22 protein-coding genes and 2 tRNA genes are annotated in these 20,851 nt (G+C 70.1%); 13 read left to right on the top strand and 11 right to left on the bottom strand.

Features of this window, described 5'->3' with window-relative positions; translation table 11 throughout:
- Together QSG27_RS11065 and QSG27_RS11060 are read left to right on the top strand one after the other, a co-directional pair.
- On the top strand, window positions 1-692 hold a 692-nt coding region (locus QSG27_RS11065; RefSeq protein ID WP_306706022.1), incomplete at its 5' end, for an MFS transporter.
- A gap of 87 nt (window positions 693-779) precedes the next feature.
- A complete protein-coding gene (locus tag QSG27_RS11060; protein ID WP_306706020.1) occupies window positions 780-1,190 on the top strand; it encodes an EF-hand domain-containing protein in 411 nt (136 codons plus the stop codon).
- Between the two features lie 36 nt (window positions 1,191-1,226).
- Here the strand turns inward: QSG27_RS11060 and QSG27_RS11055 are convergent, their stop codons facing one another.
- Together QSG27_RS11055 and QSG27_RS11050 are read right to left on the bottom strand one after the other, a co-directional pair.
- Entirely contained in the window at window positions 1,227-2,180 is a 954-nt protein-coding gene (locus QSG27_RS11055) for a DUF2950 family protein (protein ID WP_306706018.1), read from the bottom strand.
- On the bottom strand, window positions 2,164-3,507 hold the full coding sequence (locus QSG27_RS11050; protein ID WP_306706016.1) for a DUF3300 domain-containing protein: 1,344 nt from the start codon (window positions 3,505-3,507) through the stop codon (window positions 2,164-2,166). Before QSG27_RS11050 ends, QSG27_RS11055 begins: the two co-directional genes overlap by 17 nt.
- Before the next feature lie 243 nt (window positions 3,508-3,750).
- Here QSG27_RS11050 and QSG27_RS11045 point away from each other — a divergent pair, with 243 nt between their 5' ends.
- On the top strand, window positions 3,751-4,356 hold the full coding sequence (locus QSG27_RS11045) for a hypothetical protein (protein ID WP_306706015.1): 606 nt from the start codon (window positions 3,751-3,753) through the stop codon (window positions 4,354-4,356).
- Between the two features lie 31 nt (window positions 4,357-4,387).
- Here QSG27_RS11045 and QSG27_RS11040 read toward each other — a convergent pair.
- Window positions 4,388-4,464 (bottom strand) — tRNA-Asp (locus QSG27_RS11040).
- 4 nt (window positions 4,465-4,468) lie between these two features.
- Window positions 4,469-4,544: transfer RNA gene (locus tag QSG27_RS11035), tRNA-Asn, on the bottom strand.
- A gap of 241 nt (window positions 4,545-4,785) precedes the next feature.
- On the opposite strand from QSG27_RS11035, the gene QSG27_RS11030 reads away from it, so the two are divergent.
- Window positions 4,786-5,364: a hypothetical protein gene (locus tag QSG27_RS11030; RefSeq protein WP_306706013.1), complete on the top strand. Its 579-nt coding sequence runs from the start codon at window positions 4,786-4,788 to the stop codon at window positions 5,362-5,364.
- A gap of 9 nt (window positions 5,365-5,373) precedes the next feature.
- Here QSG27_RS11030 and QSG27_RS11025 read toward each other — a convergent pair whose 3' ends face one another.
- Together QSG27_RS11025 and QSG27_RS11020 are read right to left on the bottom strand one after the other, a co-directional pair.
- Window positions 5,374-5,580 carry a hypothetical protein gene (locus QSG27_RS11025; RefSeq protein ID WP_306706012.1) on the bottom strand — a complete coding sequence of 69 codons (207 nt, stop codon included), beginning with the start codon at window positions 5,578-5,580 and terminating at the stop codon, window positions 5,374-5,376.
- A 115-nt stretch (window positions 5,581-5,695) separates the two neighbouring features.
- Window positions 5,696-6,694 carry an MBL fold metallo-hydrolase gene (locus QSG27_RS11020; RefSeq protein WP_306706011.1) on the bottom strand — a complete coding sequence of 333 codons (999 nt, stop codon included), beginning with the start codon at window positions 6,692-6,694 and terminating at the stop codon, window positions 5,696-5,698.
- Window positions 6,695-6,941: 247 nt separating this feature from the next.
- Between QSG27_RS11020 and QSG27_RS11015 the strand changes: the two genes are divergently transcribed.
- Window positions 6,942-7,079 (top strand): hypothetical protein, encoded by a 138-nt coding sequence (locus QSG27_RS11015; RefSeq protein ID WP_306706010.1) that lies wholly within the window; start codon window positions 6,942-6,944, stop codon window positions 7,077-7,079.
- 74 nt (window positions 7,080-7,153) lie between these two features.
- Here QSG27_RS11015 and QSG27_RS11010 read toward each other — a convergent pair whose 3' ends face one another.
- Both QSG27_RS11010 and QSG27_RS11005 read right to left on the bottom strand, forming a co-directional pair.
- The gene (locus QSG27_RS11010; RefSeq protein ID WP_306706009.1) at window positions 7,154-7,795 is read right to left on the bottom strand and encodes a glutathione S-transferase family protein; all 642 of its coding nucleotides are present in this window, start codon (window positions 7,793-7,795) and stop codon (window positions 7,154-7,156) included.
- Complete coding sequence (locus tag QSG27_RS11005) at window positions 7,792-8,721, bottom strand: LysR family transcriptional regulator (RefSeq protein ID WP_306706008.1); 930 nt, start codon at window positions 8,719-8,721, stop codon at window positions 7,792-7,794. Before QSG27_RS11005 ends, QSG27_RS11010 begins: the two co-directional genes overlap by 4 nt.
- A 153-nt stretch (window positions 8,722-8,874) precedes the next feature.
- Here QSG27_RS11005 and QSG27_RS11000 point away from each other — a divergent pair, with 153 nt between their 5' ends.
- Window positions 8,875-10,050 (top strand): mandelate racemase/muconate lactonizing enzyme family protein, encoded by a 1,176-nt coding sequence (locus QSG27_RS11000; protein WP_306706006.1) that lies wholly within the window; start codon window positions 8,875-8,877, stop codon window positions 10,048-10,050.
- A gap of 25 nt (window positions 10,051-10,075) precedes the next feature.
- Here QSG27_RS11000 and hexR read toward each other — a convergent pair whose 3' ends face one another.
- A complete protein-coding gene (gene hexR, locus QSG27_RS10995; RefSeq protein WP_306706004.1) occupies window positions 10,076-10,960 on the bottom strand; it encodes a transcriptional regulator HexR in 885 nt (294 codons plus the stop codon).
- A gap of 396 nt (window positions 10,961-11,356) precedes the next feature.
- On the opposite strand from hexR, the gene QSG27_RS10990 reads away from it, so the two are divergent.
- From QSG27_RS10990 to QSG27_RS10980, 3 genes are read left to right on the top strand one after another with little or no spacing between them, the layout of a single operon-like run.
- Window positions 11,357-11,899: a TRAP transporter small permease gene (locus QSG27_RS10990; RefSeq protein WP_306706002.1), complete on the top strand. Its 543-nt coding sequence runs from the start codon at window positions 11,357-11,359 to the stop codon at window positions 11,897-11,899.
- Window positions 11,900-11,933: 34 nt separating this feature from the next.
- On the top strand, window positions 11,934-13,214 hold the full coding sequence (locus QSG27_RS10985; RefSeq protein ID WP_306706000.1) for a TRAP transporter large permease: 1,281 nt from the start codon (window positions 11,934-11,936) through the stop codon (window positions 13,212-13,214).
- 29 nt (window positions 13,215-13,243) lie between these two features.
- Entirely contained in the window at window positions 13,244-14,257 is a 1,014-nt protein-coding gene (locus QSG27_RS10980) for a TRAP transporter substrate-binding protein (RefSeq protein WP_306705998.1), read from the top strand.
- A 222-nt stretch (window positions 14,258-14,479) separates the two neighbouring features.
- On the opposite strand, the gene QSG27_RS10975 is transcribed toward QSG27_RS10980, so the two are convergent.
- Together QSG27_RS10975 and QSG27_RS10970 are read right to left on the bottom strand one after the other, a co-directional pair.
- Complete coding sequence (locus QSG27_RS10975) at window positions 14,480-15,763, bottom strand: hypothetical protein (protein WP_306705997.1); 1,284 nt, start codon at window positions 15,761-15,763, stop codon at window positions 14,480-14,482.
- Between the two features lie 31 nt (window positions 15,764-15,794).
- Window positions 15,795-16,646, bottom strand: a complete 852-nt coding sequence (locus QSG27_RS10970) for a fumarylacetoacetate hydrolase family protein (RefSeq protein ID WP_306705995.1) — start codon at window positions 16,644-16,646, stop codon at window positions 15,795-15,797.
- A gap of 155 nt (window positions 16,647-16,801) precedes the next feature.
- Here QSG27_RS10970 and QSG27_RS10965 point away from each other — a divergent pair, with 155 nt between their 5' ends.
- The 4 genes from QSG27_RS10965 to QSG27_RS10950 all read left to right on the top strand — a co-directional run bounded on the left by QSG27_RS10965 (window position 16,802) and on the right by QSG27_RS10950 (window position 20,714).
- A complete protein-coding gene (locus QSG27_RS10965) occupies window positions 16,802-17,260 on the top strand; it encodes a hypothetical protein (protein WP_306705993.1) in 459 nt (152 codons plus the stop codon).
- A 105-nt stretch (window positions 17,261-17,365) separates the two neighbouring features.
- Window positions 17,366-17,698 (top strand): hypothetical protein, encoded by a 333-nt coding sequence (locus tag QSG27_RS10960; RefSeq protein WP_306705992.1) that lies wholly within the window; start codon window positions 17,366-17,368, stop codon window positions 17,696-17,698.
- Between the two features lie 78 nt (window positions 17,699-17,776).
- Entirely contained in the window at window positions 17,777-18,940 is a 1,164-nt protein-coding gene (locus tag QSG27_RS10955; RefSeq protein WP_306705990.1) for an aminotransferase, read from the top strand.
- Between the two features lie 145 nt (window positions 18,941-19,085).
- On the top strand, window positions 19,086-20,714 hold the full coding sequence (locus QSG27_RS10950; RefSeq protein WP_306705988.1) for a sensor histidine kinase: 1,629 nt from the start codon (window positions 19,086-19,088) through the stop codon (window positions 20,712-20,714).
- The last annotated feature ends 137 nt before the right edge of the window (window positions 20,715-20,851 follow it).

Below are 20,851 nucleotides of genomic sequence, written 5' to 3'. Positions count from 1 at the left end.
CGCGCTGGCTGGCGCTGCCGGTGCTGCTGGCCGCCGGGGCGGCCTGGATCGCCGTGCTGACGACGCTCAGCGCCACGACCCAGGCCATCCTGCCCAATTGGGTGCGCGGGCGCGGGCTGGCGCTGTACCTGACCGTCTTCAACGGCGCCCTGACCGCGGGCAGCCTCGGCTGGGGGGCGCTGGCCGACGGGATCGGCGTGCCGGCCACCCTGTGGGTGAGCGCCGCCGGGCTGCTGGCCGTGGCGGTCCTGTCCCGCGCCGTGCCGCTGCCGGAGGGCGAGGCCGACCTCTCCCCGTCCAACCACTGGCCGGAGCCGCTGACCGCCGAGCCGGTGCGCAACGACCGCGGCCCGGTGCTGATCACCATCGAGTACCGCGTGGCCGCCGCCGACCAGGACGCCTTCCACGCGGCGCTCCGCCGCCTGTCGGAGGCGCGGCGGCGCGACGGCGCCTACGCCTGGGGCGTCAGCCAGGATTCCGGCGATCCGGAACGGGTGCTGGAATGGTTCTTCGTGGAATCCTGGGCGGAGCACCAGCGCCAGCACCGCCGGGTGTCCCACGCCGACGCCGATGTCCAGAGGGAGGCGCTGGCCTTCCACCGCGGCGACGGACCGCCGCGCGTGTCGCATTTCCTGGCGCTGGAGCCGGGTGAGAGCACAAGCGGGGTCCCAAACGGGGGCAAATCCCCGTGAGGCCGGTATGTTCCGGTACGCTACCTGCGCAGGCGCCCTTGCCCCACGGCATGGTGACGCGAACCATGGCGAGGGGAGGAGGGGAGCATGTTCCGCAGCGCAGGCCCGGTGGCCGTCTGGATCGCGGCTGCCGCCGCTCTGGGTGGCGCCGGCGCGGCGGCCCTGTCCGCGGAGATGCCGGACCGGACGGGCCAGGGCGCCGACGTGTTCGACCTGTTCGACGAGAACCACGACGGGCGGATTTCGAACGCGGAGTTCCAGAACAACAAGATCCTGGTCTTCTACGTCTGGGACCGCAACCGCGACCTCGTCCTGACGCCGGACGAGACGCCCCTGCGGCCCGAGGTCTTCGCCCGCGCCGCCGGGCCGGACGGGCGGATCGACAGCCTGGAGTTCATCACGGTCATCGACGAGGCGTTCCTTCTCGCCGACGCCAACCGCGACTCCACGCTCGACCGGCAGGAGTTCGCCGCCATCCGGCAGCGCATCCGCCCGTGAGCCGCCCCGTAAGCCGTCGGTGAGCCGAACGGCCCCTCACGGCTCCTTCACCGGCTCCCAGCCGTCGGACGGGTCGAAGGCCCAGATCGTCTGGACCAGGGCGTCAGTGTCCTCGCCCAGGTCCTTCTGCCAGATGCGCCCGTCCGGCCCGGCCTGGAAGGTCATGATGCCGCTCTGCCCGTAATCGGCGGGCCAGGCGAGGATGGCGAAGCCGCCCTCCAGGTGATCTTCGGTGGAAAAGCTCTTTTCGCCGCCCGGCGCGCCCGGCCCCTGCGCGGTCAGCATGCGGAAGCTGTAGCCGCGGTAGGGATCGCCGGGCTGGCGGCCCTCCAGGAAGGCTTTCTGCTTCTCGACGAAGGCCGACAGCGGGCTCGGCCCCGCCGTCTTCGCCGTCTCCGCATCCCACCACAGCCCGTCGCTGCGGCCCGCAGTGCTCTGGATGTAGCGGGCGTAGACGGGCTTCCTGTGGCGGGCCGCGTAGTCCTGCTGGGCCCGCACCATGGCGTGCAGGGCGGCGATGGCGTCCAGCTCGTCGGCGCCGATGCGGCGCGCGTAGATTTCGTCCGCCCCGGCCTCCGTGTCGAAGATCCAGCCCTGGCCGGTGTCCCGCAGCGGGATCGGGAAGGGCCAATGGTTGTGGCCGAGGACGAGTTCGGCACTGTCCGCGCTTCCGGGCGCCTCGTTCCCCTGAGCGGCGTGCCGGTGCAGGGTCAGGCTTTCCGCCGCCGCCTTCGCCGCCTGCCGGCGGATGATGCGGGCGCTGGCCGGGTCCGGCCCTTCGATGATGTCGGCGCTTTCCGGGCCGAAGATGGCCAGGAGCGCCGCCGTGTCGTCGGCGGCCAGCGCCGTCCGCAGCGCCTCCGCGGCGGCCTCCGGCGTGGTGAAGCTGCGGCGGTCCGGCGCCGTCTGCGCCTGGACGCCGCCGAGCGTCAGGACGGTGGCGAGCAGGCCGGCGGACACCGCCCGGAACAGGTCAGCCCTTCGTGTCATGCGCCGTCCTCCCTCGTTCGCGCGGTCCCCGCCGGAACCCGCCGCCACCGCCGGCCCGGCCCCCGCCGCCGCCGAAGCCTCCGCCTCCGCCACCGCCGAAGCCGCCCCCCGCCCGGGAGAGGCTCTGGTGGCCGCGCTGGCTCTGCCGGCTGGCGAGCGATCCCTGGTCGATGCTGGAGAAGGCGTTGCGGTTGCCCGGGTTGACGTGATTCATCGAACCGGCGTTCACGGAGCCGGCCCGCCGATCCGCCGTGCGTGGGGAGGAGGCCGCTCCTCCGGAAAACCCGCCACCACCGGCGGTGGCGCGCGGCGCGTCGGCCCGCGCGGCGGGAGCCCGTGCATCCGGCGCCCGTGCACCCGGCGCCTGGGACAGCCCCTGCCGGATCTGCGCGGAGTTGACCGGAGCGTTCGCCACCCGACCGCCACCCGCCACCGCCGTCTGGGTCCGGCGCATCTCCTGCCGTCCGATCTCGGTGTTGTTGGCCCGCCAGCGGTTCTCGGTGTTCTGCGACACGCGATTCACGCGGGCGTTGAGGTTCTGATTGTTGATGTTGACGTTGCGGTTGACGTTCACGTCCCCACGGTAGATCCCGTTGTCGTTCCAGGACAGCGCGTAGCCCAGCGCCGTGCCGAACACCGCGCCGGTGAAGAAGGTGGCCGCGGGGCTGTAGTAGTAGGGGTAGGGTGGGGAATAGTAATAGGGCGGCGGCGCGCCGGGCGCCGTCGCGTAGACGACCGTCGTCGGGTTGTAGCTGGGCACATAGACCACTTCCGGGTCGGCGGAACGCACGATGATGGTCTCCTTCTCCGTGGTCACCGTGCGCTTCTCGTCCGACCCCAGGTTCCCGGCGTCCCGCGCGGCGCGGCGGAAGGTCTGCACCGCGGCCATCACGTCCTCCTGCTGGCGCACCACCGCCTGGCCGAGTTGCTGGGTCCAGTCGAGGTCGTCGTTCATCAGCTTGACGACGTCGGGATAATTCAGCAGGGCGACCACGCTGGGGTCCCAGTTCTTGGACGGAGTCAGCTTCGGGTCGGCGCGGCGCTTGTCGAGGAAGCGCTGCGCCTCGACGATCTGGAGCGGCTGGGTGGCGGCGGGCAGGACGAGGGCCAGCAGATCGTCCGGATAGAGCGCGACGCGGCCCACCAGGGTCTGCAACTGCGCCGCGGTCAGAGGGGCGCCGCCGTCCGCGGCGGCGGTCGCGGTGGGGGCTTGCCCGGCCTGCTGGGCGCAGGCTGCCGGAGCGGCAAGGACCAGCGCCGCGGCCAGTAGCAGGGCCGAGCCGTGCAGAGGCTTCCGGACGCGGTGGTGCGGACGCATGGGTGGCATGGCGCTCTCCTGTCGCTGGTCCGATCGTCCGTAGGGGCGTCCGTCGCAGGGGAGCAGCTTAGCGGAGGTGGATGCGGCAAGGGCGGTCCGGCGGGGTTAGTTACCGTTCCAACCCGCCCCTCCGCTGCGGTGGGCTTACGGTAATTTACGCCCGCCGCCGTGCCGGGGATGCCGGGCGCCTGTGTAACGTCGCCGGTGAAATCCTTCCCAATCCCGATACCCAACCCGATACGGAGAGACCCCATGCAGCGCCGAATCCGTGCCGTCCTTGCAGTGTTCCTGACCGGTGCGGCTCTGGCCGGCTGCGCGCCGGCCTCCGAAACGGCGGGGCCGCCCGCCGCCGCGGCGCCCGCGGCCTCCGAAGCCACGCCGCGGCTGTCCATGGTCGAAAACGTCCGCGCCGCCGCCAAGGTCCGCGGCATCGACAAGGCGGCGCGGACCGTGATCCTGCAATTCCCGGACGGGCGGGAGGAGGCGGTGACCGCCGGGAACGAGGTGCGGAATTTCGACCGCATCAAGGTGGGGGACACGGTGCAGACCGAATATGTCCGCCTGACCAACATCGTCACCCAGCCGCCGGGCGCCGGGCCGGGCATCACCGAACGGACCAGCATGGACCGGGCCGCGGTCGGCGAGATGCCCCGCGCGTCGGCGGTGACGACGACGCAGGTGACGGAGGTCGTCGAGGCCATCGACCTGGGACGGCGGACGGTCACCCTGCGCGGACCGCAGGGCCGCACGCGCACGGTTCCGGTCCCGCCGGAGGTGCAGGGTCTGGAAACGGTGAAACGCGGCGACGAGGTGGTCGTCCGCCGGACGGAAGCCGCCGCCATCACCGTAACGCGATAAGAGGGGGGAAAAGGCCACCCCCGAGGGAAGGTGGCGCGAGTGACGGGACTTGAACCCGCGGCCTCCGGCGTGACAGGCCGGCGCTCTAACCAACTGAGCTACACCCGCAATATGGCTCCGGATGCTGGACTCGAACCAGCGACACGCGGATTAACAGTCCGCTGCTCTACCGACTGAGCTAATCCGGAACGGAGGCCGGCTTATAGGCCCCTTCCCGGGGGTATGGCAAGGGAAAAGCGAACCGTCCGCGGGATTTTTTGCGCCACCCCCGCGGCGGCGGTGCCGGACCCTGATGCCCGGTCCCTGATGCAGGGCCGTGACAATGGGGCGGAAATATGGCGGAAGCCTCGCGCATCGGTTGACAGGGGGCGTGGCTTTCGCTTCCTTCCGGCCCCGGTTCCCGTCACCTGCCGCTGGTTTCCGTTCCCCATGTCCAAGGTCGTTCCCTTCGCCCAGGCGCGCGAGGCCCTCCTCGCCCGCCTCACCGAACAGCTCCCCCCCTCCACCGAGTGGGCCGGGCGCCTGATGCTGATGCCCGACGGAAACCGGGTGGAGCCGATGCCCGCGGCGGAGGCGGTCGAGGGGCTGCGCGCCTTCCGTGCCGGGCTGGGCGAGGCCATCGGCGCCGCCCCCTGCTCGGTCGGCGGGATGTGGGTGTCGCGGGAAGACTGCCTGGACTGGGACGGGCTGCTGGCTCCGCTGGCGGTGGCCGCCGGCTATGTGGTGGCCGGGGCGACCGGCGGTGGCGGCTTGTCGGTGGAGCTGTTCCGCTGCAAGACCGCGCTGGCTGGCTGGGGCGTGCGCGGCCTGCGCGGGGAAGCGGCGGTGGCCCGCTCCGCCGGCTACGCCGTGGTGATGGTCAGCCGCCGCTCGGACGACCAGGAGATCGTGCTGGACCGCGTGATGGACACCTTCGGCTTCGTGATGCGCAGCCAGGGCGAGCCGGTGGTGGAAACCGGCGACCTGAACGCCCGGCTGGCGCGTCGGGCCTGCCCGCTGCGGCGGTGATAGGGACGCTCAGCGGTCCGGCGAGTCGGCGTGGATGATGCGGGCGACGGTCTGCAGGCGCTGCACGTCGCGCACCTCCAGAACGATGCCGAAATTCAGAGCGGCGAGGTCTTCCGCCAGGGACCGCAGCGTGTCCCGCACACGCTCCAGCGCGGTGGGGTCCTGGTCTGATTCGCCGCCGAGAGAACTGACGAAGGCGTTGATTTCCAACTGCATTTACGCCGGGCTCCGCCGATGGTGGTGAGGGCTGTCCCTTAAGGCGTTAACCCGGCCCGTGCGTTCCCGGCAATGACTCTTGCGCCATAGGTCGGTGGGGGAGGCCGTTTCTCCACTAGATATAGACTCGTCGGAAACGGAGGGGCTCACCGAAGCGGGGAACGGCGAAATGGGCGGGATCGACCGCCTGTTCGGCCAGGGCGTGGTGCAGCGCCTGGACGGGGGCGTCGATGCCCTCCGCGGTCAGTTGGAAGGTGCCGAAATGCATGGCGACGCTGTGCCGTGCCCCCAGGTCGCGGTGCGCCCGCACGGCCTCCGCCGGATTCATGTGCTGGGCGGCCATGAACCAGCGCGGTTCGTAGGCGCCGATGGGCAGCAACGCCACGTCGATGGCCCCGAACCGTCGTCCGATTTCGCGGAAATGCGGGCAATAGCCGCTGTCGCCGGCGAAATAGACGGCGGCCTCCGGCGTTTCCACGACGAAGCCGCCCCACAGCGTCCGGCGCCGGTCGAAAGGGCCGCGGGCGGACCAGTGCTGCGCCGGGACGAAGGTGATCCGGGTGCCGTGCGGGCCGGGCAGACTGTCCCACCAGTCCAGCTCATGCACCGCGTCGAAGCCGGCCCGGCGCATCATCGGTCCGTTGCCCAGGCCCGTCATCACCTGCGGCACGCCGCGCCGCCGCGCCAGATGGCGGAGCGTGGGGGTGTCCAAATGATCGTAATGGTTGTGACTGAGAAGCACCGCGTCGATGGTCGGCAAATCCTCCATCCGCACCGCGGGCGGGCGCACCCGCTTCGGTCCCAGCCGCCCGAAGGGACCGGCGCGGTCGGAATAGACGGGGTCGGTCAGGAAGGCCGCCCCGCCGATCTGGATGAGGAAGGTCGCCTGCCCGATGAAGGTCACCGCCACCTCGCCGCGCGCCGGGGCGACGGGGCGGAAGGGGCGTTGCGACTCCGGCACCGGCGGAGTCCAGCGCGGGCCGCGCGTCTTGTAGAGCCGCCACAGCTCGCGCGGGCTCTTGTCCGTGTCGGCGTGGGGGTTGAAGAAACGGCGCCCGTCCCAGTGGTCGGACGGGACGGCGGGAAAGCGGGGCTGGCTGTCGTCGCGCGGCATGACACCAGAAGTGGGGTGGTGCTGTGGCTTTGCCTAGGCCGCCGCCTTCCGCAATGCGGCGGGATGCGAAAATCAGGGAAGTGAACAGTATGGGATACCGAATGTACGAATATTAAAGCATTGAAAGCGTTGCGTTTTTTGGAGGCTGCCCTGCAATAAGCGCGCGTGTGGTATCGGGTATACCAGAGCATAGTGGGCTCAACAGACAACGCCCCCCGATACCGTCTCCCAACGAATGGAGCCCATCATGACCACCTCGACCTTCTCCCACGTTGGCACCGACCGCGCCCCGTCCTCCGCCCTGCAGGCCGCCCGCGAGTTCCTGGCCGCCTGGTTCCGTGCGACGCCGGTCTACATCGTCTACAGCGCCCTGAACGCGCGCTGATAACGCGCGCTGATAACGCGCGCTGATATGAAACGGGGGCGGCCCATCGGTCGCCCCCTGCCGTGCGCGGCGGCTTACGGCGCGCCGCCGAAGTTCCGGTGCCAGACCGGGACCAGCGTCGGCAGAGCAAGGACCCGCCCCGCCACGCCCGACAGGTTCGGGCAGTGTTCCGCGAACCAGTCGCGGCGCGGCCGCCAATGCACCATCGCCCCGACGTAGATGTCGAGCGCGCTGAAGCGCTCACCCAGCACCCACGGACCGCCGCCCATCTGTGACTCCAGCCAGAGCCACAGCGTCTTGCGGTGCGCGACGGCGGAAGCGCCGAGGTCGCCGGGCGACTCCTTCACCCAGCGCTCCGGATAGTCGCCGTAGGTGAAGGTCGGGTAGACGTTCGCCACCATCCAGACCAGCAGCCGCAGGAAGGCCGCACGCTCCGGCGCGTCCGGCGGCGGGGCCAGCCCGGCGTCCGGGTGACGCTCCGCCAGCAGAAGCGCGATGGCCGCGCTTTCGGTCATCACCGCGCCGTCCGGAAGGACCAGCGTCGGGATCTGGCCCAGCGGATTCAGGGCCAGCAGCCTCTGCCGCGCCGGCCCCTCCGCATCGAAGCCCTGGACGTCCACGACGGTGAAGGGGACGCCGCACCGGGCCAGCATCGCTTCCGCCAGGACGGAGCCCCAGCCCGGCGCCCCGTACAGCGTGTAGTCCTGCGCGCTCATTCCTGCTCCCTCCCATCCTGATGCGGCGGTTGTTGCGCGGTGGCGAGCGCCCAGAAGGCTTCCGCCGCCGGGCTCTGGCGGGCGCGGGGGCGGTACAGGCGCACCTCCACCGCGATCTCCCAGGCCGAACCGCCGGCCCGCAACAGGGTTCCCTGCGCCAGATCCTCCGCGATCAGGCTCTCGGGCAGCCACGCCGCGCCGCGCCCGTCGCGCGCCAGCGTGCGCAGCACCGCGGCGAGGTGCGAGGTGAAGACCGTCTCCAGCGCGACCGGCCCCGGAAAGCCGCCGCGCGCCGCCGTGACGATGCGGCCCATGCCGGATTCCGGGCTGTAGGCCAGATGGGGCAGGGCGGACCCGTCTCCGGACAGGGGATGCCGCGGCGCGCCGGTCCCGTCGGGCGCCGACACCGGGACCAGCCGGTCGCTCCCCACCGCTACCGAACGGAAGGCCCCGCCCTCCAGCCGCGAGGGTGCCGCCGCATGGGCGTGGCACAGCAGGAATTGCGCCTGCCCCTGCATCATCACCTGCTCGCACGCCTGCATGCTGTCGGACAGCAGATGGATGGCGCCCAGCCGCGCCCGCCCCTCCAGCGTGCGCAGCCAGTTGGGAAAGAAGGTCAGCGACAGGGCGTGGGTCGCCGCGAAGCGCAGCGCCGTGGCCGCCGCCCCGCCGGCCAGCCGGGCTTCCTCCCGCCCTTGCAGCAAGCGGCGCAGCGTCTCGTCGGCGAAGGGGCGGAAGCGGCGCCCGGCCTCGGTCAGGCCCACGGGCTGTGTGGTGCGGTCGAACAGAGGCGTGCCGGTCCAATCCTCCAGCGCGCGGATGCGGCGGCTGAAGGCCGGCTGGGTCAGGTTGCGCCCCTCCGCCGCGCGGGAGAAGTTGCCGCACTCCGCCAAAGCGAGGAAATCCTCAAGCCAGCTCAGTTCCATCGGTGATTCATCTGCCCATGCCGGACGCGCATCATGCGATTTGAAACTGGCATTGGCCGCGCGCCCCCGTCCATCCCTATCGTCCGGCCCCTATCGTCCGGTCCCTATCTTCCGGTCCGGGCCAGCGACAGAGAGCCAAGGGGAGGCAACGCCATGCGCATCGTGGAGATCCGGGAAAAGACCGTCGGCATCAAGTCCGACATCGCCAACGCCTACATCGACTTCAGCCAGATGACCTGCTCCACCGTGGCGGTCATCACCGACGTGGTGCGCGACGGCAAGCCGGTGATCGGCTACGGCTTCAACTCCAACGGACGCTACGGCGCCGGCCGCCTGATGCGGGAGCGCTTCATCCCCCGCCTGATGTCGGCCTCCCCCGACAGCCTGATCGACGCGGCGGACGGCAATCTCGACCCGTTCCGGATCTGGGCACGGCTGATGTCCAACGAGAAGCCGGGCGGCCATGGCGAGCGCTCCGTCGCGGTCGGCACCATCGACATGGCGGTGTGGGACGCCGTGGCGAAGATCGCCGGCAAGCCGCTCTACCGCCTGCTGGCCGACCGCTACCGCGGCGGCGTGGCCGACGAGTCCGTCTGGGTCTACGCCGCGGGCGGCTACTACTACCCGGGCAAGGGCGTGGAGGCGCTTCAGGACGAGATGCGCAGCTACCGCGACCGCGGCTACAAGGTCGTGAAGATGAAGATCGGCGCCACCTCGCTGGAGGACGACCTGCGCCGCATCGAGGCGGTGCTGGAGGTGGTCGGCGACGGCCGGAACCTCTGCGTGGACGCCAACGGACGCTTCGACCTGAAGACCGCCGTCGCCTATGCCGAGGCGCTGAAGCCCTACGGCCTGTTCTGGTACGAGGAGGCGGGCGACCCGCTCGACTACGCGCTCCAGGCCGAACTGGCGAACCACTATGACGGCCCGATGGCGACCGGCGAGAACCTGTTCAGCCACCAGGACGCCCGCAACCTGATCCGCCACGGCGGCATGCGCCCGGACCGCGACTGGCTGCAATTCGACTGCGCGCTCAGCTACGGCCTCGTGGAGTACATGCGCACGCTGGACATGCTGGCGGAGAACGGCTGGTCCAGCCGCCGCGTGGTGCCGCACGGCGGCCACCAGATGTCGCTGAACATCGCCGCCGGCCTGCATCTGGGCGGCAACGAGTCCTATCCGGACGTGTTCAAGCCCTTCTGCGGCTTCGCCGACAGCATCGCCGTGGAGGACGGGCGCGTCCGCCTGCCGTCCCTGCCGGGCATCGGCTTCGAGGACAAGGCGGAGTTGTTCCGCACCATGCGCGAGGCCCTGGAAACCGGGGGCTGAGCCGGGGGGAAAGCGGAAGAAAGGATCAGGCCCGGTGGCGGCCTCTGGCGGGCTTGCCGTGGGCGGAGCGGGTGCCGGACAGCACGGCCTTCACCTTCGCCAGATGGTGCCGCGCCTCGGCGCCCAGCTTCAGCGCCACGCCGGTCGACAGCACGTCGATGATCGCCAGATGGACGAGGCGCGAGGCCATGGGCGTGTAGATCTCCGCGTCCTCCACCGGCGTGTGGCCGATGGCGACCGACGACACCGCGGCCAGCGGCGAGTCGGGGGCGGTGATCGCGATGACCGGGATGCCCAGGTCGCGGGCCATCTGCGCCAGTTCCGTCACCATGACGGTGCGCCCGGTGTTGGAGATCGCCAGCAGGACCCCGCGCGCCCCCAGATTGACCGAAAGCATGCGCACCATCATCGGGTCGGCGCTGGCCTGGGCCACCATGCCGAAGCGCATGAACTTGTGGGCCGCGTCCTCCGCCACCACCGCCGACGCCCCGGTGCCGATGCACAGGATGCTGGAGGCGTCGGCCAGCAGTTCCACCGCGCGGGCGACGGCCCCCATGTCCAGAGCGCCCGCGGCGTCGTTCAGCGCGGCGGCGGCGGATGAAAAGATTTTTCGCGCGACGGTCGGCGTCTCGTCGTCCGGCGCCACGTCCTGGCTGACGAAGGGGGTGCCGCGGGCCTGCCCTTCGGCCAGACGCAGCTTGAAATCCGGAAAGCCGCCGCAGCCGATGCTGCGGCAGAAGCGGACGACTGTCGCCTCGCTGACCCCGGCGGCCTGGGCCAGAACGGTGATGCTCTGCCCCAGCACCTTCTGCGGCTCGGCCAGCACCATGCCGGCCACCTGGGCTTCGGAACGCTTCAGGTCCGGCAGGCGGCCGCGGATGTGATCGAGGATGTTCACCGGCTGGAGCATCGAAACGGACCGTCCATCCCTAAAGCGGTTTTTTTGGCGGCGGACCGTACCACCGCCCGTGCGAACGGCATAGCCCGCCCTGGCCTTTCGGCGGAGTCCGCCGCGCCGCGCCGCATGATCCCCAAGCTATGCGGGGTGGGGTGGATTGTGAAGATAATTTTCGCCGCTAAGCCCTTTGGCTGGCAGGCTGCCCACCGTTATGAAGAAAATCTTCTTCACTCGGTTGCGCGACTCCTCTATTTTCGGCTTCAGCAAGACAAGGTCCCGGCAAGAGACCGCGTGGGAGGAGCCCCGAGACGCCGCCCGGCCCCGCTGCCGGTGCGCCGCGCCGCCCGTGTCCCCCCATGCGCTCCTGCCCATGTGAGCCCCGCCGCGAGGCAGGCCGAGGAGTTGTGCATGAAGCGCGTGGTGGAAGCGCTGGAGATGGTCACCGAATGGATCATGGCGCTGATGCTGGCCGTGATGGTGGCGCTGGTCTTCGGCAACGTGGTCCTGCGGTACGGTTTCAACAGCGGCATCGTCGCCGCCGAGGAGCTGGCCCGCCTGATGTTCGTCTGGCTGGTGTTCCTGGGCGCGACGCTGGCGCTGCGCCGCCACCAGCATCTGGGGCTGGAGATCCTCCAGGCCCGTCTGCCCGCCCGCGTCCGCCGGGCCTGCGCCGTGGTCAGCCACCTGCTGATGGTCTACGCGCTGTGGCTGTTCATCGAGGGGAGCTGGTTCCAGCTTCTGATCGGGATGGAGACGCGCTCCACGGTGCTCAGCTTCCCCATGGCCTTCTACGCCGCCGCGGGCTTCTTCCCGGCCATCGCCATGGCGCTGACGATCCTCGCCAACCTCTGGAAGATCCTGTCGGGGGACGCCACCGCGCACATCCCCGGCAACGGCGATCTTCACGGCGCCGCCACCGCCCCGCAGGGCGGCCCCATCGCCGAGCACTGACACCGTCCGGCCTTCTGAAAGCGGAGCCCGTTCCATGGCCCTTGCGGTCTTCCTCTCCTCGCTGTTCGGCCTGATGCTGCTCGGCATGCCCATCGCCTTCGCCCTGATGCTGACGGGCGTGGCGCTGATGGTGCATCTCGACTTCTTCGACGCCCAGCTCGTCGCCCAGAACATGCTGAGCGGCGCCGACAACTACCCGCTGATGGCGGTGCCCTTCTTCATCCTGGCCGGCGAACTGATGAACGCCGGCGGCATCTCGCAGCGGATCATCAACCTCGCCGTCAGCCTCGTCGGGCACATCCGCGGCGGCCTCGGCTACGTGACCATCGGCGCGTCGGTGATGCTGGCCAGCCTGTCCGGCTCGGCCATCGCCGACACGGCGGCACTCGCCACGCTGCTGATCCCGATGATGCGCGACAACGGCTATCCGGTGCCGCGCTCCGCCGGCCTGATCGCGTCGGGCGGCATCATCGCCCCGATCATCCCGCCCAGCATGCCCTTCATCATCTTCGGCGTGACCACCAACACCTCGATCAGCGGGCTGTTCATGGCCGGAATCGTGCCCGGCCTGCTGATGGGCGCCGGTCTGGTGATCACCTGGATGTTCGTGGTGCGCGGCATGACCGTGAAGCTGCAGCCCAAGGCGAGTTGGGGGGAGCGCCGCCACGCGCTGTTCGACGGCGTGTGGGCGCTGGCCCTTCCCGTCATCATCATCGGCGGCCTGCGCGGCGGCATCTTCACCCCGACCGAGGCCGCGGTGGTCGCCGCCGTCTATTCGCTGGTCGTGGCGCTGTTCGTCTACCGGCAGGTGACGCTGAAGGATCTGGTGCCGCTCCTGGTCCAGGCCGCGCGCACCACCAGCACGGTGATGTTCCTGTGCGCGGCGGCGCTGGTGTCGTCCTACATGGTGACGCTGGCCGATCTGCCGCAGCAGATGAATGAGATGCTGTCGCCGCTGCTCGAACACCCGAAGCTGCTGATGGTCGCCATCACGCTCCTCCTGTTGGCCGTGGGCACGGTGATGGACCTGACGCCGACGATCCTGGTGCTCGGCCCGGTGCTGACTCCGCTGGCCGCGGCGGCGGGCATCGACCCCACCTATTTCGGCGTGATGTTCGTCCTGACCGGCACGCTGGGCCTGATCCATCCGCCGGTCTGCACGGTGCTGAACGTGGTGTGCGGGGTCGCCCGCATCTCGCTGGAAAGCGCCACGCGCGGCATCTGGCCGTTCCTTCTGACCTATCTGCTGCTGCTGTGCCTGCTGATCGCCGTTCCGGAGATCGTCACGGCCCCGCTCAGCCTGTTCCACCGCTAACCACAAACGCTACAGGGAAGAACCGACCCATGAAGCTGCTCCGCTCCGTCCTTCTGGCGACCGGCCTCGCCGCCGCCATCCTCGCCCCCGTCGCCGCCTCCGCCCAGGACGTCAAGCCGCGCCTGATCCGCTTCGGCTATGGCCTGTCGGAGAGCAGCAACCAGGGCCGCGCCGTGAAGTTCTTCGTCGAGGAGATGGCGAAGCGCTCCGGCGGCAAGCTGAAGGTGAAGGGCTTCGCCGACGCCAGCCTGGGCAGCGACATCCAGATGCAGAACGCCCTGATCGGCGGCGCGCAGGAGATGATGGTCGGCTCGACCGCCACGCTGGTCGGCATCGTCAAGGACTTCGCCGTCTTCGACCTGCCCTTCCTGTTCAACAACGAGCAGGAGGCCGACGCCGTGTTCGACGGCCCGTTCGGCCAGAAGCTGGCGGCCAAGCTGAACGAGAAGGGCCTCGTCGGTCTGGTCTACTGGGAGAACGGCTTCCGCAACCTGACCAACAGCAAGCGCCCGGTCACCAAGGTCGAGGACCTGAAGGGCATCAAGCTGCGCGTCATGCAGAACCCGGTCTACATCGACATGTTCAACGGCTTCGGCGCCAACGCCGTGCCGCTGTCCTTCTCCGAGCTGTTCACCGCCATGGAGACGGGCACCGTGGACGGCCAGGAGAACCCGGTCACCACCATCCAGTCGAGCAAGTTCTACGAGGTCCAGAAGTACCTGACCATTTCCAAGCACGTCTACAGCCCGTGGATCGTGCTGGCCTCCAAGCGCTGGTACGACGGCCTGTCCGCCGATGAGCGCAAGATCATCGCCGAGGCCGCCGCCGCCTCGCGCGACTTCGAGCGAAAGGACAGCCGCGAGGCGTCGAAGCAGAGCATCGCCTATCTGAAGGACAAGGGGATGCAGATCAACGAGCTGAGCGACGCCGAACTGGGCCGCATGCGCGAGATGGTCAAGCCCGCCATGGACAAGTTCGCCGCCGAGGGCGGGGCCGACCTGCTGAACGAACTGCAGGGCGAGATCACCAAGGTGCGGAAGTAAGGGTTTGATTCCCCTCTCCCCTCCGCTCACGCGCAAACGAAGTTTGCGCTGACGCGACAGGCGGACCTGTGGTCCGCCGAAAGCGGGGAGAGGGAAGGGGCCCGCGCACCGCGCGGGAAGGGTGAGGGTGCCGCCAACGGATCAGCGCATTGATCCTTGTACGACCCTCACCCGGCCCTTCGGGCCACCCTCTCCCGGGGCGGGAGAGGGATTGTTCGGGCATTACCTCACCCGCTCGCCGGTGAACGGGTTCCAGCCCACGGCGGCGAGCGCCGTCCAGGCCGTCGCCGCCAGATGGGGGCGGCGGTAATAACGGAAATCGTCCGTCGTGCTGTCCGGCCCGATGGCGAGGCCGGTGGTGATGCTGTCCTCGCGCGTCGCCCAGACATGGCCGCCGCGGCTGACCTCCTTGCCGACCTCCGCCAGAAGCCGCTGCGCGTCCTCCGGGCGTCCGACGGCGCGGTAGACCAGCGCGGCCTGGGCCGTGCCCTCCACCCACATCCCGTCGCGGTCGTCGTTGAAGTCGAAACCGCCGTCCACCCCGTGGGCCTTCTCCGCGTAGGCCAAGGCCGTCCGCCACTCCTCCGGCGCGCCGCGCAGCAGAAGCGGCCAGAGCTGCGCGTCCAGCCCCGACGTGGCCCGGTTGACCGTCACCCCGTCCGGCGCGGTGCCGGTGGGGAAATGCCCGCCGCCCGCCGTCCACATGCTGTCGAGGAAACCGCGCGCCGCTTTCTCCGGCCCGGCCCACTCCCCGGCCGTGCCGCTGCGCTCCAGCCAGCCGAACAGGGCCACGAGGTCGGTGTTGTGCTCCGTCGCCTTCCAGGTCAGCGTTTGCGGCTTGTCGTCGAAGCCCTGGACGCCGCCGTTGAAGCCGCCCGGCCCGCGCGGGTCGGCGGTGGTCGCCACCACCCAGCGGGCCAGTTCGGCGGCGCCGTTGCGGAACCGCTCCTGCCCCGTCGCCTCGCCCAGCGTCATCAGGGCCAGCCCCGCCCAGGCGACGTTGCCGGTGGCAGAGCCGACCTGATAGGCGTCCTCGAACCAGCGGTTGGCGGTGACGTCCCACCAGCCCATGGGCGGGATCGGCTTCTGGGTCTGCGCCCCCGCGCGGTAGGTGTTGCGCAGCCGTCCCTGGCGCCGCGCGCGGTCCAGCGTGGCCGCGGACAGCAGCGATTCGCCGATGCGCAGCGCCGGTTCGCTCTTGCCGCAGGCGACCAGGGCGATGACGGCCAGCGCGTTGTCGTAGGTGAAGGCGGCGTCACGCAGCGGCAGCTCCGACGTCTGGCCGACGCCGAAGCTGCTGTCGTAGCTGCGCAGGAACACCGGGCCGGAGCCGGGGATCTCCGCCACCCGCGCCACCAGCGTGCCGCAGGTCTTCCCGGCCAGCGCGGCACCGGCATCCTCGGCAAGGGCGGCGCCGGACGCCGCTCCGGACGCCGCTCCGGACGCCGTTAGGGTGCCGAGCCCGGCGGCGAGCAGCCACGCGGCCAGACGGCTTTTTCGCTTCATCGAGGACACTCCCATTCCGGTCCCGGGCCGCTCAGCCTTCGAAGGCGCGGACGGACTGGCGCTGCTCGCCCAGCCCCTCGACGCCCAGGCGCATGGTCTGGCCGGGCTGAAGCCAGGGGTGGTTCGGCCCGCGGCCCAGCGCCACGCCCTGCGGCGTGCCGGTGGCGATGACGTCGCCCGGCAGCAGGGTCATGAAGCGGCTGATGTAGGACACGATCTCGGCCACGCCGAAGATCATGTCGCCGGTGCCGCTGTCCTGCATGGGCTGGCCGTCCACCTCCAGCCACAGGCGCAGCGCCTGCGGGTCGGGCACCTCGTCGCGGGTGACCATCCAGGGACCCAGCGGGCAGAAGCTGTCGGCGCTCTTGCCCTTCACCCACTGGCCGGTGCTCTCGATCTGGAAGGCGCGCTCCGACACGTCGTTGACGACGCAGTAGCCGGCGATGTGGTCGAAGGCGTCGGCCCGGTCGACGTTGCGGGCGGTGCGCCCGATGACGATGCCGAGTTCGACCTCCCAGTCCAGCTTGGTGGCGCCCTTCGGCATCTGGACGGGGTCGTTGGGGCCGCAGATGGATGTCGTCGCCTTCATGAACAGCACCGGCTCCGCCGGTTCCGGCAGGCCGGCTTCGGCGGCGTGGGCGCGGTAGTTCAGCCCGACGCCGATCACCTTGGACACCCCCGCGACGCAGGGGCCGAGCCGCGTGCCGTCCGGCACCTGGGCCAGCCGGTCGGTGTCGAGCGCGCGCAGATGCGCCAGCCCGTCCTCCGTCAGGGTGGCCGGGCCGATGTCCGACACCACGCCCGACAGGTCGCGGATCACGCCGTTGCGGTCCAGAAGGCCCGGACGTTCATGGCCCGGCGGGCCGAATCGCAGAAGTTTCATCAGACTAACCCTTCCCGTTCCCGCAGGTTGAGCCGCGCCTCTCCTCCGGTGAATGCTGTCCGGTTCCGGCCGAAGCCGGAAAGGGGCTGTTCCGTCGCGGTCCGGTCTGGTGTACCCTTTTTTCCGCCCATGGGGAAACCAGACGGGAGGCGGATATGCCGGTGTGGCGCCGTTACCTCGTGAAGGACTCATCCGGGCGGCTGGTCGAGTTGCCGAGCCGCCAGTACGACCGCGCCGACGACGGGACGGCGCCGATCCCCGACTACGCCGGACGCTGCGTGGAACTGGTGTCGGCGGTGCTGGTCGGCAAGCAGGGCGGCACCCCCACGGTGACCGAGGTTGCCTTCACCAAGCTCTATTTCGACCAGTCCGGTTATGTGGACGCCGCCAAGCGCGAGCGGATGATCCGGCTGATGCTGGAAAGCTGCGCCGACCGGCGGTGCCGCAAGGCGGTCAAGCGGCCGGGCTGCACCAACTGCACCGCCCTGGAGGAGCGCGCCGACGCCGCCCGCAGCGAGCTGATGCGCGACTTCGAATGGGCGCCGGCTCCGGCCGAGGTCAGCGCGGCGCTGTTCGTGCTGAAGCCGTCCTCCGGCGCCAGGCCGTTGCATTAGCATCCGCTTTTTCCCTTCGGATCATCCCAAAAGTCACATCTTTCCCCCTCTTCCCCTGCGCCCGGACGCTCCCATATGGCTCCTGGCACAGGAGGAGGAGCCCCGATGCATCGCCGCGCCACCATCCGCCGCTCGCTGCTTGCCCGGCCCACGCTTGCCCGCGTGCGGCAGCTCGCGCTGATCGGCACCGGGTGGAGTCTGATCGGCCTGGGCGCCCTGATGTCGCCGTTGCCGGGGCCGTTCGGGTTTCCGGTGGCCTTGGCGGGCGGGGTGATCCTGCTCCGCAACTCTGCGGGCGCCCGCCGCCTGTTCGTGCGGCTGAAGCGCCGCCACCCCCGCCTGCTCGGCCCCGTCGAGCGCATCCGCGTCAAGCTGCGCCACCGCCGCAACGCCGCCAGGGCGAAATCCGAGCGGGCCAAGGCCGCGGCCACCGCCTGACGGACCTGCGGACTGTCCTCTGGACAGCGCATCCGCGCTGCGGCAATCCTGTCCGCTTCGGTGGTCAGGAGGGTCAAGGTGAAGTCCGGCAACGCAATCCTGTCGAGCTACGGCACGACGATCTTCGAGGTGATGTCCCGCCTGTCGGAGGAGCACAAGGCGATCAACCTCGGCCAGGGGTTCCCCGACGAGCGCGGCCCCGCCGACGTGCTGGACGTGGCGGCCAGGGCCATCCTGGAAGGGTGGAACCAATACCCGTCGATGATGGGCACGCCGGAGTTGCGGCAGGCGCTGGCCGCGCACGGCAAGCGCTTCTACGGGCTGGACATCGACTGGAGGACGGAGGTGATGGTGACCTCCGGCGCCACGGAGGCGCTGACCGCCAGCCTGCTCGGCCTGATCGAGCCGGGCGACGAGGTGGTGCTGTTCCAGCCCATGTACGACAGCTACCTGCCGATCGTCCGGCTGGCCGGCGGGGTGCCGCGTTTCGTCAGCCTGAAGGCCCCGGACTGGAGCTTCACGCGGGCGGACCTGGAGGCGGCCTTCTCGCCCAGGACCAAGCTGGTCCTCATCAACGACCCGCTGAACCCCGCCGCCAAGGTCTTCACCCGCGCCGAACTGGAGCTGCTGGCCGAGTTCGTCCAGCGCTTCGACGCCTTCGCCGTCTGCGACGAGGTGTATGAGCACATCGTCTTTGACGGGCGCCCGCACATTCCGCTGATGACGCTGCCGGGGATGCGCGACCGCTGCCTGAAGATCGGTTCCGCCGGCAAGACCTTCTCGCTGACCGGTTGGAAGGTCGGCTACGTCACCGGCGCGCCGCACCTGCTCCAGCCGGTCGCCAAGGCGCACCAGTACATCACCTTCACCACCCCGCCGAACCTCCAGGCGGCGGTCGCCTATGGGCTGAACAAGGACGACGCCTATTTCACCGGGCTGTCGGCCGGGCTCCAGGCCAAGCGCGACCGGCTGGCGGCCGGGCTGCGCGCCGTGGGGTTCGAGGTGCTGCCGTCCGCCGGCACCTATTTCGTGGTCGCCGACGTGTCGCCCTTCGGGTTCGACGGGAACGACGAGGCGTTCTGCCGCCACCTGACCGCCGAGGCCGGCGTGACGGCCATCCCGGTCGGCGCCTTCTTCGTCCAGGACGCGCCGCGGAGCTTCATCCGCTTCTGCTTCTCCAAGAAGGACGAGATCCTCGACGGGGCGGTTGAGCGGCTGATGTCGTATTTCTCCCGGAGATGATCCGCATACAATCCGCATCAACGCTGGATGGAGGGGCTTGCCGGAGCCTTCGGTGGTGTGTAACCCTCATGGTATAGGGTCGATACCGGGCCGGGGCGGGTGAATGTCCGCGCAGGCCCCGGTGGCCGCTTATGGAAAAGCCGGGATGCGCCTGCCGATATCGTTCCGCTGGTGCGTGTTCGCCTTGGCCGCCGTCGCCGTCACGGTGGTCTGGGGCGCCTACGCGCAGGTGGTCCGCAGCGTCCTGGAGGCCCAGACGCGGGAGGCGGTGGCCAAGGCGGAGGTCATGGTCCGGGCCTTCGCCAAGAGCACCCACCGCGCGGTGCACGAGGTGGACATCACGTTGCGCTCCCTGGCGCTGGAGTTCGGGGAGAGCGGCCTGCCCGGCATCCGCCGCTTCCTCGACCAGACGCTCTACGATCCGACGCTGATCCATCACTTCACCGTTCTCGACGCGGACGGGACCGTGCTGTTCCGCAGCGAGGGACCGGGCGTTCCGGCGAACCAGCGCGACGAAACGGCCTTCGCCTTCCACCAGGGCACCGGCCGCGACCTGATGCACATCGGCACGCCCTTTCCGGGGGCGACCAACGGCGGGCCGCTGCTGCGCCTCAGCCGCCGGCTGACGGGGCCGGACGGCGGGTTCGCGGGCGTCGTCATCGCCAACATCGATCCCGACGTCCTGGGGGAATTCTACCAGCAGGCCAATCTGGGGCCGCAGGGGGTGGCTACCCTGATCGGGCTGGACAAGGTGATCCGCGCCCGCGGCGCCCGGCACGACGCGGAGGCGGTCGGGCTGACCATTCCCCATTCCCGCCTGTGGGAGGAGCTGCGCCGTTCGCTCGTCGGCGTCTACTGGCAGGAGTCGAAGACCGACGGCGTCCTGCGCGCCTTCGCCTACCGCATGGTGGAGAACTACCCGTTGGTGGCGGCCATCGGCGTCGCCGAGGAGGACATCGAGGCGTCGATGGCCGACCTGCGGCGCACGCTGTTCCTGCTGGCGGCGATCCTGACCGCGTCCATCCTGCTGGTGAGTCTGTTCCTGCTGGTGCAGCACCGCACGGCGGAGCGGTTGCGCGCCGCGCTGACCCTGAACCGCAATTTCCTGGCCCGCGTCAGCCACGAGCTGCGCACCCCGCTGAACGCCATCATCGGCTTCTCGGAGGTGATCCGCGACCAGATGCTGGGGCCGCAGGCCGGCGGACGCTACGCCGATTACGCCCGCGACATCCACGATTCGGGGCGGCACCTGCTGGGGTTGATCAACGACATCATGGACCTGTCGCGGCTTCAGGCCGGGACGCTGCCCCTGCGTCCGGAGAATCTCGACGTCGCCCCGGTCGTGGAATGGGCCTTCCGCATGGTGGCGCCGCAGGCCGACGCCAAGCGCATCCGGCTGGACCTGAACGTCGAGCCGGGAAGCCACAGCGTCTCGGCGGACGAGCGCGCCCTGAAGCAGATGCTCCTGAACCTGCTGACCAACGCCGTCACCTTCACGCCGGATGCCGGGCGCATCCTGGTGACGGTCAGCGGCGGGGCGGAGGGCGGATGCCGCGTGCGGGTGGTGGACAACGGAATCGGCATGACGCCGGAGCAGCTCCATCAGGCCACCGTGCCCTTCGGCCAGCCCGAGGTGCATGTCGCCCAGCCGGGACAGGGCTGCGGGCTGGGGCTGTCCATCGTCAAGTCGCTGATGGAGGCGCATGGCGGGCGCCTGCACATCGACAGCCGTCCCGGCGAGGGCAGCCAGTTCACCCTGGATTTCGCCGCCTGATCCATCCAGCGGATGCACCCCGCGGGAATTTCCGGACAGGGCCGCAAAGCCGTGGCGAAAGCCCTGGCGCTTCGGCATACTCCGCGCCGGTTTGCCGGACCCGATGTTTTTACAGACCCGGTGTTTTCGGCAGACCC

The sequence above is a fragment of the Azospirillum isscasi genome, from assembly GCF_030849505.1.
Taxonomy (GTDB): domain Bacteria; phylum Pseudomonadota; class Alphaproteobacteria; order Azospirillales; family Azospirillaceae; genus Azospirillum; species Azospirillum isscasi.
Note: the sequence above shows the minus strand (reverse complement) of the source record. Positions and strands in the feature narration are given on the sequence as shown.

Coding starts and splice junctions, on each gene's coding strand:
- QSG27_RS11060 (WP_306706020.1), top strand. CDS start 780: ATGTTCCGCAGCGCAGGCCCGGTGGCCGTCTGGATCGCGGCTGCCGCC.
- QSG27_RS11055 (WP_306706018.1), bottom strand. CDS start 2,180: ATGACACGAAGGGCTGACCTGTTCCGGGCGGTGTCCGCCGGCCTGCTC.
- QSG27_RS11050 (WP_306706016.1), bottom strand. CDS start 3,507: ATGCCACCCATGCGTCCGCACCACCGCGTCCGGAAGCCTCTGCACGGC.
- QSG27_RS11045 (WP_306706015.1), top strand. CDS start 3,751: ATGCAGCGCCGAATCCGTGCCGTCCTTGCAGTGTTCCTGACCGGTGCG.
- QSG27_RS11030 (WP_306706013.1), top strand. CDS start 4,786: ATGTCCAAGGTCGTTCCCTTCGCCCAGGCGCGCGAGGCCCTCCTCGCC.
- QSG27_RS11025 (WP_306706012.1), bottom strand. CDS start 5,580: ATGCAGTTGGAAATCAACGCCTTCGTCAGTTCTCTCGGCGGCGAATCA.
- QSG27_RS11020 (WP_306706011.1), bottom strand. CDS start 6,694: ATGCCGCGCGACGACAGCCAGCCCCGCTTTCCCGCCGTCCCGTCCGAC.
- QSG27_RS11015 (WP_306706010.1), top strand. CDS start 6,942: ATGACCACCTCGACCTTCTCCCACGTTGGCACCGACCGCGCCCCGTCC.
- QSG27_RS11010 (WP_306706009.1), bottom strand. CDS start 7,795: ATGAGCGCGCAGGACTACACGCTGTACGGGGCGCCGGGCTGGGGCTCC.
- QSG27_RS11005 (WP_306706008.1), bottom strand. CDS start 8,721: ATGGAACTGAGCTGGCTTGAGGATTTCCTCGCTTTGGCGGAGTGCGGC.
- QSG27_RS11000 (WP_306706006.1), top strand. CDS start 8,875: ATGCGCATCGTGGAGATCCGGGAAAAGACCGTCGGCATCAAGTCCGAC.
- hexR (WP_306706004.1), bottom strand. CDS start 10,960: ATGCTCCAGCCGGTGAACATCCTCGATCACATCCGCGGCCGCCTGCCG.
- QSG27_RS10990 (WP_306706002.1), top strand. CDS start 11,357: ATGAAGCGCGTGGTGGAAGCGCTGGAGATGGTCACCGAATGGATCATG.
- QSG27_RS10985 (WP_306706000.1), top strand. CDS start 11,934: ATGGCCCTTGCGGTCTTCCTCTCCTCGCTGTTCGGCCTGATGCTGCTC.
- QSG27_RS10980 (WP_306705998.1), top strand. CDS start 13,244: ATGAAGCTGCTCCGCTCCGTCCTTCTGGCGACCGGCCTCGCCGCCGCC.
- QSG27_RS10975 (WP_306705997.1), bottom strand. CDS start 15,763: ATGAAGCGAAAAAGCCGTCTGGCCGCGTGGCTGCTCGCCGCCGGGCTC.
- QSG27_RS10970 (WP_306705995.1), bottom strand. CDS start 16,646: ATGAAACTTCTGCGATTCGGCCCGCCGGGCCATGAACGTCCGGGCCTT.
- QSG27_RS10965 (WP_306705993.1), top strand. CDS start 16,802: ATGCCGGTGTGGCGCCGTTACCTCGTGAAGGACTCATCCGGGCGGCTG.
- QSG27_RS10960 (WP_306705992.1), top strand. CDS start 17,366: ATGCATCGCCGCGCCACCATCCGCCGCTCGCTGCTTGCCCGGCCCACG.
- QSG27_RS10950 (WP_306705988.1), top strand. CDS start 19,086: ATGCGCCTGCCGATATCGTTCCGCTGGTGCGTGTTCGCCTTGGCCGCC.